Annotated in this window: 7 protein-coding genes; 6 read left to right on the top strand and 1 reads right to left on the bottom strand. The window is 72.9% G+C overall.

All coding sequences use genetic code 11. The features are described from left to right. Positions 1–389: 389 nt before the first annotated feature. From MOV08_RS03245 to MOV08_RS03220, 6 genes are all read left to right on the top strand, one after another. On the top strand, positions 390–1145 hold the full coding sequence (locus MOV08_RS03245; RefSeq protein ID WP_039629354.1) for a thioesterase II family protein: 756 nt from the start codon (positions 390–392) through the stop codon (positions 1143–1145). 595 nt (positions 1146–1740) lie between these two features. Next, on the top strand, positions 1741–4641 hold the full coding sequence (locus tag MOV08_RS03240) for a helix-turn-helix transcriptional regulator (protein WP_275306118.1): 2901 nt from the start codon (positions 1741–1743) through the stop codon (positions 4639–4641). Between the two features lie 23 nt (positions 4642–4664). Continuing rightward, positions 4665–7526 (top strand): LuxR C-terminal-related transcriptional regulator, encoded by a 2862-nt coding sequence (locus tag MOV08_RS03235; RefSeq protein ID WP_275306116.1) that lies wholly within the window; start codon positions 4665–4667, stop codon positions 7524–7526. Continuing rightward, a complete protein-coding gene (locus MOV08_RS03230) occupies positions 7516–10299 on the top strand; it encodes an ATP-binding protein (RefSeq protein WP_275306114.1) in 2784 nt (927 codons plus the stop codon). Before MOV08_RS03235 ends, MOV08_RS03230 begins: the two co-directional genes overlap by 11 nt. A 501-nt stretch (positions 10300–10800) precedes the next feature. Then, a complete protein-coding gene (locus MOV08_RS03225) occupies positions 10801–11382 on the top strand; it encodes a PAS and helix-turn-helix domain-containing protein (RefSeq protein WP_039640042.1) in 582 nt (193 codons plus the stop codon). A gap of 688 nt (positions 11383–12070) precedes the next feature. Beyond that, the gene (locus MOV08_RS03220; protein ID WP_275306113.1) at positions 12071–12832 is read left to right on the top strand and encodes a DeoR/GlpR family DNA-binding transcription regulator; all 762 of its coding nucleotides are present in this window, start codon (positions 12071–12073) and stop codon (positions 12830–12832) included. Here the strand turns inward: MOV08_RS03220 and MOV08_RS03215 are convergent. Then, a complete protein-coding gene (locus MOV08_RS03215) occupies positions 12821–13882 on the bottom strand; it encodes an Lrp/AsnC family transcriptional regulator (RefSeq protein ID WP_052286450.1) in 1062 nt (353 codons plus the stop codon). The genes MOV08_RS03220 and MOV08_RS03215 overlap by 12 nt on opposite strands. Positions 13883–13932 lie beyond the last annotated feature (50 nt).

The following is a 13932-nucleotide window of genomic DNA, read 5'->3' as shown; positions in this document are numbered from 1 at the left end:
GCCGTTCCGCACGAGCAGTTCCGCAGTGACCTGTCCCGCAGTGACCTGTTCCGCAGTGACCTGTTCCGCAGTGGTTCCGTAGTGAGTCGTTCCGCTTCGGTGGGAAACCGGGGCCCGGTGGTCGGACGCTTGATTCCGGCCACCGGGAGCGTCAAACCGGCCTCTTCTAAAGAAAGGGAAAGAACTAGGGAAACACCCACAGCCCGATCATGTGCAATGAATTCCGTGGCTCGGAAAACCGTTCGCGGGCCATGGAGTTACGGTGTGATCACGTGTCCGTACGGCAGTGACGGCGTGCGCGGGATGTCACGGCAGGTCCCCGGCCGAGGCGTCTCCCCGCTGGCGCCCGGCGGTGCGTGCCGCTTGGTTCGTCCCTAGGAGGTCCCCCCATGACCACGTCCACCGAGGAGAGCCTGTGGGCCCGGTGCTTCCATCCAGCACCGGCCGCCCCCGTCCGGCTCTTCTGTTTCCCACATGCGGGTGGCTCGGCCTCCTTCTACTTCCCGGTGTCGGCCCAACTGTCCTCGGTTGCCGAGGTGTTCGCGATCCAGTACCCGGGGCGCCAGGACCGGCGCAAGGAAGCCGGTGTCAGCGACCTCGCGACCTTGGCCGATCAGGTCTACGACGCGCTGCGCCCCCTGCTGAAGGAGCGGCCGAGCACGTTCTTCGGGCACAGCATGGGCGCGACCCTGGCCTTCGAGGTGGCCCGGCGCTTCGAGGCCGACGGCGGTGACCTGGTCCGGCTGTTCGCCTCCGGGCGCCGCGCCCCCTCCCGGGTGCGTGACGAGGCCGTGCACCGGCGGTCCGACGACGGCATCGTCGAGGAGCTGAAGCTGCTCGCCGGCACCAATACCGCGCTGCTCGGCGACGAGGAGATCCTGCGGATGATCCTGCCCGCGATCCGCAGCGACTACCAGGCCATCGAGACCTACCGCTGCCCGCCCGACGTCACCGTCCGGGCGCCGCTGACCGTCCTCACCGGCGACCGCGACCCGAAGACCTCCCTGGACGAGGCGGAGGCGTGGCGCGGCCACACCACCGGGGACTTCGACCTCAAGGTGCTTCCCGGCGGGCACTTCTTCGTCAGCTCCGAGGCCCCGGCGATCATCGATCTGCTCCGGGCGCACCTCGCCGCCAACGGCTAGGGCCTGTCGTCGAACTCCCGCCTGCCTCGCGACGCCTGGCATGCACTCCCCCACGCCTTAAGGGCGCGGGGGGACCCCCATGCTGCGTTGTCGGGCTCATCCCGGTACGCCCGGTACCGGGATGACCCTCCGCCTTGAGATCGCACGCACCAGACGCCGCGAGGCCCGCCCTCCGGGCGAACGACGGGAGTTTGACGACAGACCCTAGCGGGCGCACTGCGGCAGGCCGGCGGTGCCGGTCTGCCGCACACCCCGCGCCGTCTGAGGCGGCACCACGCCATCCGGCGACGCGCGTTGCGTGCGCCCGCGGAGCACCGTCCCGCGTGCGTACGCGGGCGTGCGGACGACTTGCCCGGCCGGTCGGATGTCCCGGAGGGGACCATTCGGAAAACGTCAAATGTCTGACAGGTGCTGCCCATTTACTCCAGCCCGCACTATATGATCTTGTGATGGGGCATGTACGGAGCGTGCCACTCGTTCGCTCCTGGTGCATCCATCCTGACCGTCCGGTTTTGCGTGCGCCGGACGGCCGTGGTCCTGGTACGCGTCGGCGCGAGGTCGGCTCCTGTTCTCACCCCACGTGGAGGAACGCGTGATGCGGAAGCAGTCGGGTTCTTCCGGCTTACTGACCACGTTGGTGGGACGCGACGACGAACTGCGCACCCTCGCCCGGCACGCCGCGGCCGCCCGCGACGGGCGGGCGGGCCTGGTCCTGCTCCACGGGCCCGCCGGCATGGGCAAGACCAGTCTGCTGCGGTCCTTCACGGCGAGCGATGTCTGCCGCGGTATGACGGTGCTGTACGGCACCTGCGGCGAGACCGTCGCCGGCGCCGGGTACAGCGGTGTGCGCGAACTCCTCGGCGGGCTCGGCCTGAGCGGCGGCGACGCCCGGCGCTCGCCCCTCCTGGAGGGCCTGGCGGCCCGCGCGCTGCCCGCACTCACCGCAGACCCCGCCGGCCCCGACGCCGCCACGGCCGCCTACCCGGTGCTGCACGGCCTGTACTGGCTCGCCGCCCGCCTCATGGCCCAACGGCCGCTCGTCCTCGTCCTCGACGACGTCCACTGGTGCGACGAACGCTCCCTGGCCTGGATCGACTTCCTGCTGCGACGCGCCGAGGACCTGCCGCTGCTGGTCGTCCTGGCCTGGCGCAGCGAGGCCGAACCGGTCGCGCCCGCGGTGCTCGCCGACATCGCCGCCCAGCGCCGCCCCACCGTGCTCGGCCTGCGCCCGCTCGGCCCCGACGACATAGGCGAAATGGTGCGTCGCGTCTTCCGGACCACGGCCGCACCGCCGTTCGTCAGCCGGGTCGCCGCCGTGTCCGGCGGCAATCCGCTGGCCCTCGCCCGCCTCCTCGACGAACTCCGCGCCGAGGGCGTCCGACCGGACGCCGCCGGAGAGCGCCGGGCCGCCGAGGTCGGCAGTCATGTCCTCGCCCGTTCGGTGCGCTGTCTGTTGGAGCGTCGGCCGCCCTGGGTGCGCGGCGTGGCCCGTGCCATCGCCGTACTCGGCCCGGAGTGCACCGAGTTGCTGGCGGCGCTCGCCGGCGTCCCGGCCGCCACCGTCGACGAGGCCCTGTTGGTGCTGCGCAGGGCCGGCATCCTGGCCGGCGACCGCGTGGACTTCGTCCATGACGTCGTCCGCTCCGCGGTGCTCGACGACGTCGCCCCGCCCACCCTGGCCGAACTGCGGACCAACGCCGCGCTGTTGCTGAGCGACGCCGGCCGCCCCTCAGAGGAGCTCGCAGGACAGCTCATGCTGCTGCCGGTGCTCGACCAGCCGTGGATGGCCGCGGTGCTGCGCGACGCCGCCGCCCAGGCGGAGAGCCGCGGCGCCCCCGAGGCCGGTGTGCGCTGCCTCTACCGCGTGTTGGAGGTGGAGCCGGACAACGTTGCCGTCCGCATCCAGATGGCCCGCGCCCTCGCCGAGATCAACCCGCCCGAGGCGATGCGCCTCCTCAAGGAAGCGCTCTCCCTCGCCGAGGACGTCCGCACCCGCGCCCAGGTCGCCGTCCAGTACGGCTTCACCTGCCTCGCCGTGCAGGAATCCCCGTCCGGGGTGCGGATGCTGGAGGACGCGCTCGCCGAGCTGACCGCCGAACTGGGCCCCGAACCAGGGCCCGTCGACCGGGAGTTGCGGACCCTCGTGGAATCCGTGCTGCTCATCGTCGGGGCCGACGAGAAGGTGACGATCGGCGCGGTCCGCGACCGGGCGGCCCGGCTCACCATGCCGCCCGGCGACACCCCGGCCCAGCGGCAGATGCTGGCCATGACCACGGTGCTGACCGCGATGGACGGCCGGGACGCCCGATCCGCCGTCGACCAGGCCCGCCGCGCGCTGCGCGCACCCGGCGTCGAGCTGGAACCCTGGTCGCTGCTGTCCGCCTCCTTCGCCCTCTCCCTGGCCGACGAGGTCGCCGACGCGCAGTACGCACTGGACCTCATGCTCCAGTACGGCCAGGACAACGCGGCCGTGTGGACGTACGTCCTGGCGCTCTCCACGCGCGCCCTGCTCCACCACGGGGTGGGGGCCTTCCCCGAGGCGCTGGCCGACGCCCAGACCGCCGTCGAGATCCTCGGCGAGGAGCGCTGGGCGGACAGTGCCGTGCTGCCCCGTGTCGCACTGGCCACCGCCCTCGTCGACCGCGGCGAGCCCGAGCGCGCCGAACACGTCCTCGACGGCATCACCCGCCCCCGCCTCGAACGCTTCGTCATCGAATACCACTGGTACCTCCAGGCCCGCGCCTACGCCCGCTGGGTCCGCGGGGACTTCCAAGGGGCCCTGGACCTCCTTCTCGCCTGCGGCCGGTCCCTGGAGGAGTCGCGCTTCAGCAACCCGGCGTTCGTGCCGTGGTGGGCCGATGGCGCGGTGCTCCTGGCGGCCCTGGACCGCCACGACCAGGCACGCGAACTCGCCGAATACGGCAGCGAGTTGGCCGAGCGTTGGGGAACGGAGCGCGGCCTCGGACTGGCCTTTATGGCCCAGGGCGTCGCCGCACCCGGCCGCGCCGGCATCGACCATCTCACCGAGGCGGTCTCGCTGCTCGCGGACTCCCCGGCCCGGGCCATGGAGGCCCGGGCCGAACTTCTCCTCGGACACGCCCACCTGAAGCGCGACGACCTGCGCGCCGCCCGGGAACACCTGCGCGCCGCCGCCGACCTCGCCCAGCGCTGCGGTGCCGTGAAGCTCGGCGTCGACGCCAGAAAACTGCTGGTCACCGCGGGTGGCCGGGTACGCAGGATGACCGCCTCGCCACTCGACATGCTGACCGGGATGGAACGCACGGTGGCGGACCTCGCGGTGACCGGCGCGAGCAACCGGGCCATCGCGGAAGCCCTCTTCGTGACGGTAAGGACCATCGAAACCCATCTCACGAGCGTCTACCGGAAGCTCGGGGTCGGCGGACGTGCGGAGCTCTCCGCCGTCCTGGAGACCAGGACCGCCACCTCCGGTCGGCAGCCGCCGGCCTGGGTCTCCCAGGCACGCGGACGCGCTTGAGACGAACAGGACGAGAGGTAGCGGTGCCCCGGAGCAAGGCGCGGAACCAACCGACCACCTGCACGCCGCAGTGCGCACCCGACGCCCACGGCGACCCCACCATGCTCCTCGAATGCGGCCGGGAACAGCGGCTCATCGGTGACCTCCTGCACCGTCTCGGCCAGGGCCGGCCATCGGTGCTCAGCCTGACCGGCCGTCCCGGGCACGCCCAGAACGCCCTGGTCCGCTGGGGCGCGTGCCGGGCCAGGCACGACGGGCTGCGCGTCCTGCGAGCCCAGGCCACGCCCGCGGAACGGGAACTCCGCTACGGCGCCGTCCTCCAACTGCTGGCCGCCCTCGACGGCCCGCACGGCAGCACCCTGGACGCCGTGATCCGCCACGACGGCCCCCCTCCACTGCCCGCGCCCGGCATCGAGGAGGTGCTGCGGCGCGCCGGCACGGCACCCACCCTCGTCGTGGTCGAAGACGTCCAGTGGTTGGACCCGGCCTCGCTGACGTGGTTGCAGATCCTGCTGCGCCATCTCGGGCCGGACACCCCGCTCGCCGTGCTGGCCAGCAGCTGCGGTGACACCATCGCCTTCGACACCGACCCGAACGCCCCCACCGTTCCGGGGCCGCGGGACACCGTGCCCGTCCGGCGCTTCGTGGTGCCCGCGCTCACCGACCGCGGGGTCGCCGCCACCGTCCGCGCCGTCTGCGGCACCCCCGGCGACGAGGAGTTCATCGCCGCGCTCACCTCCGCCACCGCCGGCAACCCCGCCGTCCTGCGGGACGCCCTGCGCGCCTTCGTCGACCACGGCCTCCCCGCCGACGCCGACCACCTCCCGGAGCTGCACGCCCTCACCGCGGGCGTCGTCGGCGACCACACCGTACGCGCCCTGGACGGCCTGCCCGCCGAAGTCAACGCCGTCCTGCGGGCCCTGGCCGTCTGCGGCGACCTGCTCGACTTCCACCGCGTCCGGGTCCTCGCCGGCGCGCACTCCCTGTCCGAGGACCGGATCCGCACCCTGTTGGCGAGCGTCGGCCTGACCGTGTCCGTCGGCGACAAGGTGCACATCCGCTTCCCCGCCTCCAAGGCACGCGTCATCGAGGACATGCCCGCCGCGGAGCGCGCCGACCTGTACGTCCGCGCGGCCGAACTCACCCACAGCTGCGGTGTCAACGACGAGGACGTCGCCCATCTGCTGCTGCGGTCGTCGCCGCTCGGCGCACCCTGGGTCGTGCCCCTGCTCCGCCGCGGATTCGCCGCCGCGCTGCGCCGGGAGGACCACCACCGGGCCTGTGCCTGCCTCTCCCGCGCCCTGCAGGAACCCCTCGACGCCCGGGAGCGCAGCCTGTTGACGTTGGAACTGGCCGCGGCCGAAGCCGTCGCCCGGCCGGAAGCGGGCGATCGACGCCTGGGGGAACTCGTCCGCAGCACCGTCGCGGACACCGACCCCTCGTCGTCCAGCGGGGGGTTGGGGGTCCGCGCCATCGACCTGGGGTTCGCCCGGGGCAACAGCGAATGGGTCCGCCGCACCGCGGGCGAGGCCCTGCCGTACGCCGGGCCGGCCGACCGGGAGGAACTGGTCGCGCTGTTCTGGTTGGCCGCCGTGCGGGACGACGACGCACCGATGATCCCCGTGGTGCCCCGGTTGCCCGACCGGCCGGTGCCACCGGCCCAGGCCGGCGCCCGTGCCTGGCAGCTGGCCACGGCGGGGGAGGACGCGGACAAGGCCAGGAAGCTCGCCCGGATCGCCCTCACCGGCGGGGCGAACGAGAGCCTGATGATGCCGAAACTGGCCGCCTGCGCCGCGCTGTTCGCCACCGACGACAACGACGAGGCGGTGCACGGCCTGGACACCATGCTCACCGCCGCCCGCAGCGCCCACCTGCGCAGCATGGCCGCCCGCATCTTCAACCTACGGGCCCGGATGCACCTGTGCGCGGCCCGGCTGGAGGCCGCCGAACGCGACCTGGACAGCGCCGAACGCGCCCTGCCGCCGACGAGTTGGCACCCCCGGGCGCTGCCCAACCTGATCGCCACCCGCATCCTCGTCAGCATGGAGACGGGCCGCCCGGACCGGGCCCGCCAACTCGCCGAGGCCCCGGTACCCGCCGGCGGCGAGGAGGGCGTGTGGTGGCCCGCCCTGCTGCTCGCCCGCGCCCGGGTGGCCGCCGACGACGGTGACTGGGAGGAGGCCCTGCGGCTGTCGCGGGAGTGCGGGCGCTGGCTGCTGCGCCGGCACTGGGCCAACCCGGCCATGCTCAGTTGGCGCCCGCTGGCCGCCGAGGCGTGTCTGAAGCTCGGCGACGTGACGGAGGCGCGCCGGCTGCGGGACGAGGAGCTGTTCTTCGCCGACCGCTGGGGCACCGCGAGCGCCCGCGGGATCGCCCGCCTGACGACGCGGCGCCTCTTCGACGACGACGGCGACCGGGCCGTCCGACGCATCCGCGAGGCCGCCGCCCTGTTGAGCGACTCGCCCGCCCGCCTGGCCTACCTGTGGAGCCGGCTGAGCCAGGCCGGCGCCGAGACGGCCCACGGCGACACCGCCGCGGCCGCACGCTCCTGGCAGGAGGTCGCCCGGATGACCGCCGCCCACCCCACCAGCCGCCTCGCCACCGCCGCCCGCACCCTGACCGTCCCCTCCGTTCCGGTCGCCACCGCGCCACCCACCGCCGTCGTCCCACCCGGATGGCGCGACCTGTCCGAGGCGGAGAAGGACACTACGCTGCTCGCCGCCCGCGGCCACGGCAACCGCCAGATCGCCGAACAACTCGCCGTCAGCAGACGCACCGTGGAACTCCGGCTGAGCAACGCCTACCGCAAGCTGCGGATCGGCGGCCGCAAGGAGCTGTACCTGCTCCTGGAGGCGCTGGAAGGGCCGGTCGCGGATGCTTCTTGAGCGGGAGAACGAACTGGCCCGGGTCCGGGCCGCCCTGGACGCCGCGGAAGCGGGCGACTCCTCGCTCCTCCTCATCACCGGCCCCCTCGGCAGCGGGCGCTCGGCGCTGCTGCGCCGGATACCGGAGCTGGCCGGCGACGGCACCCGCGTCCTGCGGGCCAGCGCCGCCTGGCGGGAACGCGACTTCCCCTTCGGGATCGCCCGCCAACTCTTCGACCACCTGCTGTCCGGGGCGGGCGGCGCCGGGCCGGCCGAACGCACCGCCGGGGCAGAGCACTTCAGCCGGCTCATGGACGCCGGCGACCGCCGCACCGGGACCGGCCCCGCCCTGGAGGTCTCCCAGGCAGTCCTCCAGGGTGCCCAGGCGCTGCTCGCCGACGCCTCCGCGGAGCGGCGCCTGCTGATCCTGGTCGACGACCTCCAGTGGGCCGACGGCCCGTCCCTACGCTGGCTGGCCCACCTCACCCGGCGGCTGCACGGCCTGCGCGCGCTGCTGGTGTGCACGCTGGCCGACGGCGACCACCGGGGCAGGTACCCCCTGGTGCGGGAGGTCGCCGGCGCCGCGCACACCGTCCTGCGCCTGGCGCCGGTGTCCCGGGACGCGACCCGCGTCCTGCTCGCCGGGCCCCAGGGCCGGCCGCCGCAGGACGCACTGGTGCGCGCCGTGTACGAGGCGTCCAGGGGCAACCCGCTGTTCCTGACCGCCTTCCGGAGCGCCCTGCGCGCCACCGGAAGGCCGCCCGGCGGCGACCACTTCGGTGCCGTCCGGGAGCTGAGCCCGACGGTGCTGCGCGATCGGCTCGCGGGCCATCTGCGGATCCAGCCGCAGCCGGTGCGCGAGGTCGCGGTGGCGGTGGCCGCGCTGGGCGACCACAGCGATCCGGTGCTGCTCGCCCAGCTCGCCGGGGTCGATGAAATCGGTTTCTCCGGTGCCCGCCGCGCCCTGGTCGACGCCGGCCTGTTGGCTCCCGGACGGGACGTCCGCTTCGTCCACGGCGTCGTCCGCGATGCGGTGGACTCCCTGCTCACCCTCGACGAGCGCGAACGCTCGCACGACGCCGCCGCCGATCTGCTGTACCGCTGCGGGCGGCCGGCCGAGCAGGTCGCCGGCCATCTGCTGGCCGTGGTCCACCCGGGCCGGCCCTGGTCGGAGGCGGTCCTGCGCTCCGCGGCCCACAACGCGCTGCGCGCCGGCCGGCCCGCCGACGCGGCCCGGTACCTGCGCCGCGCCCTGCTGCACCACCGTACCCAGGACGGCTGCCGCGCCCGCATCCTGATCGATCTGGCCACCGCCGAGCGCGCCCTCGACCCCGATGCCTGTGTACGCCACGTCAGCCAGGCGGTCGCGCTGCTGGACACCCCGCGGGACCGGGCCGCCGCCGTGTTGCGCATCCCGCCGTCCCTGCTCGCCGCCCCCGGCCCGTCCGCCGTCGAGCTGGTGCGGCAGGCCGCCGCCGGGCTCGACGGCCCGGGGCAGCGGGACGAGGAGGGAACCGACGAACTCGCCCTGCGCCTGGAGGCGTGGCTGCGGCACTCCGGCCACGAGAACCCCGTCGAGCTGGCGTCCTCGGTGGCGCGGCTGCGACGCATGGGGGCACGGCCGCCGGTGGACAGCGTCGCCGAACGCGAGTTGGTCGCCGTGCTGTTGTGTGCGGGCGCGCTGAGCGGCCGGCTCAGCGCCGCGGAGATCGCCGACACCGGCAACCGCATCCTCGAACGCGAGCCGGCCACCGCCGCCCACGCCCACACCCCGTTGCCGCTGGTGATGCTCTCGCTGTTCGTCGCCGAGTCCGTGCAGGGCGTGGCCTCCTGGCTGGCCAGCGAACAGCACACCCGGCGCCGGTACGCGACCGGCGCGGACGATGTGCTGCTGACCGCCGAGCGGGCCTTCGTCCTGGTGACGCAGGGCCGCCCGGCCGCCGCGCGGGAGCACGTCGAACGCGCCCTGGTCATGGACGCCGGCGATTGGTCGGAACCCGCCGTCATGATGTTCGCCGCGGTCGCCTTCGAACTGCGCGACCCGGCCTTGAGCGAACGCATACTGGAACGGGTCCGCGACCGCCGGCCGGCCGGACTGGCGCTCACCGCCACCGGTCAGATGCTCCAGGCCGCCGTCGACGTGCAGTTCGGCCGGGGGCGGGACGCCCTGGACACGCTGCTGGCCTGTGGCCGACGCCTGGAGACCGCGGGATGGCGCAATTCCGCGCTGCTGCCCTGGCGTCCGTATGCAATCGGGCTGCACCAGCGGCTCGGCGAGACCGATGCCGCGCTGCAACTCGCCGAGGACGAGCTGAGGTGGGCCCGGGAGTGGGGTGCGACGACGAACCTGGGCCGGGCCCTGCGCCTGAAGGGCTGGCTGTTGCAGGACGAGGGACTGGATCTGCTGCGCGAGAGCGTCGAGATCCTCCGCGCCTCGTCCTACGCGACGGAACTGGCCCGCACCCTCGTCGTCCTCGGGCGTCGGCTGCCGGGTGGGCCGGAGGCCGAGGCGGTGTTGCGGGAGGCCGCGGGGATCGCCGCCGCCTGTGGTGTTCCCTGGCTCGCCGAACGGGCCGAACACGGTCTGGGCAGTGTCATCGTGCCGCCGGTCGCCACCCTGACCCCCAGTGAGCGGCGGGTGGCGTCGCTGGTGAGCCGGGGCCTGACCAACCAGGCCATCGCGACCGAACTCGGTGTGAGCTCCCGGGCGGTGGAGAAGCACCTCACCAGCGCCTATCGCAAGCTCGGCGTCTCCGGCCGCCGCGAGTTGGTGAACGCGCTCCCGGGGCGTTGACGCCCGCGGCCGTCCCGTTCCGGACGATCACAATCCTCTGTGCCTGTCAGTCCTGTGGGTGAGGTGCTGTTGTCGCACGCCCGTCCGGTCATGACGGCGACCCTCAACAAAAGCTCAAACGGAAGCGAGGGCAGGTACATCCACCCCGTCACCAATGTCTCCTATGTTACTTTTGGCCCACCGTAGTGGTGACTCTGCGGACCGTACCTCGTCAAGTACGGACCACGGATTTAGGGGTGCGCAGATGTGTCGCGTTGACGTCCCGAGTTGTGGCTAACTACGCTCCGTTTCACGGAAATCGAAACTCTTCGGCGTGAATCGCGGCGAACTTCGATCGAATTCTGGATTCCGTTTCTCAGAACGCTAAAAACGACGGGGGTTATCCGAAAGGATGGCGGTCTCGTGACAATCACTCACCTCACTGACTCGAATCACCGTACGACCGGCGGGGTGATATCCGCTCAGGCCGCACCGGCCGGGGAGTCCGTCGGCCCCGGGCTGATGGCGTCCCTCGACCGTGACCTCACCATCAAGCACGCCAACCAGGAGTTCCGCCGCCGCTTCGACGATTCCGCCGGTGACGTCTGCGGCCGCAGCTTCCGGGACCTGATGCACCCGAGCGTGCAGCAGCCGCTGATGCGCCAGTTCTCCCGGCTGATCGAGGGCAAGCGGCACCGCTTCGCCTCGCACGTGGTCGCCGTGGGCGCCCAGGACGCGGCCTTCGCGGGCACCCTCACCGCCTCCGCGGTCACCGGCAAAACCCCGGACATCGCCGGGATCCTGGTGCTCATGGACTCGTCCGATGCCGCCGATGCCGCCGATGCCGGCGTCGTGACCAGCCAGAAAAAGTTCCTGACCGAGATCGATGCGCGCATCCTCGAAGGCATCGCGGCCGGGCTGTCGACCATTCCGCTCGCCTCGCGGCTCTACCTCAGCCGCCAGGGCGTGGAGTACCACGTCACCGGGCTGCTGCGGAAGCTGCGGGTGCCCAACCGCGCCGCGCTCGTCTCGCGCGCCTACTCCATGGGCATCCTGAACGTCGGCACCTGGCCCCCGAAGGTCGTGGACGACTTCATCAAGTGACGCCCGGCCGGCCCGTCCCGCACCGACCGGCCACCGTCGGGCCGCTGTCCCGCACGCCCGTGTCGCCGACGCCCGCCCCTCACGGGGCGATGCCCGGCGGCACGGGCGTTTCGTGCCCTGGTCGGCGTTTATCCATTCCCGCGTTACGAACCCGCAATATTCATGCACGCGATTCCGGCCACTTTTCGTTCCGTCGTAACCAAACTGCCCGTCATATCGTTTCCGCTGACCGTTTCTGTGGTCCGCGGTGTACCTCCGGGGCCCTGCCCCGACGCGCCCGCGACGGGTCGCGAGCGGCCTCCGAATACTCGCGGTAACCCCCGTTCCGCCTGCTGGAGTTCCCCGCGCGTCACATTCCCCCGTGCCTCGTGCGGCACGGGTCGCCGGCTTTCCCCGCCGCCGCGACAACCATTGTGACAACGGCACGACAGGGCGGGGCGGTCGACCCGTCCGCGTCGCGAAGCAGTCAAGCGGAACCTCCGCTCGTTGTTCGTGCCACCCTGAAGTCTGTGTTCTTGGTGACCGTTTTCACCAGTGCCCCGCCCGTTCGGTGGCGAATCCGCCGCCCGTTCCTGGCCACAACGGATCGCTTCGGCCGCCCACCACGGCCGGCGCAGCCGAGGCTTGTTGGAATCACCCCCCACCCAGTCGGGGCGCCGTTGTGGCCCGGACGCGCAGGAGGAACACCGTGGATGCTGAGGGACGCCGCAGGGACATGCTGGAGCTGATCCGGCGCAGCGGATCCGCCGATGTCGTGCGTCTCGCCGAGGAGTTCGCCGTCAGCAAGGAAACGGTCCGCCGGGACCTGAACGTCCTGGAGGGCCACGGGCTGATACGGCGGCGGCACGGTGGCGCGTATCCCATGGTGCGACCGGGCTCCGAGGCCGTCCTCGTCTCCCGGACCGCGCCGCGGGTCCCGGAGGAGTCCCGGATCGCCGCCGCGGCCGCCGAACTCCTCAGCGAGGCCGAGACCGTCTTCGTCGACGAGGGCTTCACCCCGCAACTCATCGCCGACGCCCTGCCGCGCGACCGGCCGCTGACCATCGTCACCGCCTCGCTCCCGGTGGTCAGCGCCTTCGCGACGAGCCCCCAGGCCAATGTGCTGCTCCTGGGCGGCCGGGTCCGCCGGGGCACGACGGCCACCGTCGACCACTGGGCCGTCCACATGCTGTCCGGCTTCGTCATCGACCTGGCCTTCCTCAGCGCCGAGGGGATCTCGCGCACGTACGGCCTGACCACCCCCGACCCGGCGGTCGCCGAGGTCAAGGCCCAGGCCATCCGTGTCGCGCGCCGCCGGGTCCTCGCCGGGGTGCACACCAAGTTCGGCACGGCGAGCTTCTGCCGGTTCGGAGAGGTCGGCGACCTGGAGACGATCGTCACCGGCGCCGGCCTGCCCGTCGCCGAGGCCCACCGCTACCACCTCATGGGCCCCAAGGTCTTACGGGTGTGACGCCGCCGGTTCCCGCCAGAGCGCGAGCGGTGTCACGCCGACCCGGTAGCCCTCTTCGTCGAGGAGATGGCCGCCGTGCTTCATGTGCCAGAGCGCGACCGCGCGTTCGGTGACGGTCAGGTCCGCGGCCCGTTCGGCGAGGCGGACCTCAAAGCGCTGGGCGTCGTCGAGGGAGCGCACCCAGGCCACCAGGTGCAGGTTGTGCCGGCTGATGACACTCGCGCACAGGCGGACCTCGCGCATCCCGGTGACCCGGCGGGTCACCTCGCGCAGCCTCGCGGCCGGGACCTGCCCCCAGAAGCTCACCGTGACCGGCCACTCGGACAGCGGGCGGGCGACCTCGCACCGGGCGTGCAGCATGTCCGCGGCGAAGAGCCGTTGGACGCGACGGCGCACGGTGTCGGGGCCGGCGCCGCACTGCTCGGCCAGCGCGCGGTAGGTGGCCCGGCCGTCCACGGACAGCGCGGTGACCAGCCGTTGGTCGAGCTCGTCGAGGACGAAGGCGGGGGAGTCGGTGCGGTGTCTGGACGCGTCGGCGGCGAGCCGGGCGACCTGGTGCCGGCCGAGGGCCCGCAGGCGCCACCGGCTGCCCTCGGTGTGCACCGGGCCGGCCAGGTGCGTCCGGGCGGCCCGGACGCCGTCCAACGCGGCGAGGTCGTGGGTCACCCAACGGGAGAGCATGGCCGGATCGCGGGCCATGACGTTGAGTTGGAGGTCGCGGTCCCCGGTGACGTGGGAGAGCGCCACCACGTGCGGCGCGGCGGCCAACGCCCGGGCGACGTCGAGCAGTCGGCCGGGAGCACAGTCGATCTCGACGAACGCCAGGCACCCCTGGCCCGAAGCGGCCAGCACCGGGGCCGGATGGCAGCTGATCCAGGCGGCGCCGGTCTCGACCAGTCGGTTCCAGCGCCTGGCCACCGTCACGGCGTCCAGTCCGAGGACGGCGCCGATCCGGGTCCAGCTGGCCCGCGGCGTGATCTGCAGCGCGTGCACCAGGGCCTGGTCCACATGATCCAGGGACCGGGGGGTCGGCCCGGAATCCTGCGCCACGGGCCACCTCCTTGCGTGTTTCCGGCGGATTCGGGCCGCCGGTCGGCTCA

Source organism: Streptomyces yunnanensis (assembly GCF_029011865.1).
GTDB classification, from domain to species: Bacteria; Actinomycetota; Actinomycetes; order Streptomycetales; family Streptomycetaceae; genus Streptomyces; species Streptomyces yunnanensis.
This window is presented reverse-complemented; position numbering and strand designations above follow the sequence as displayed.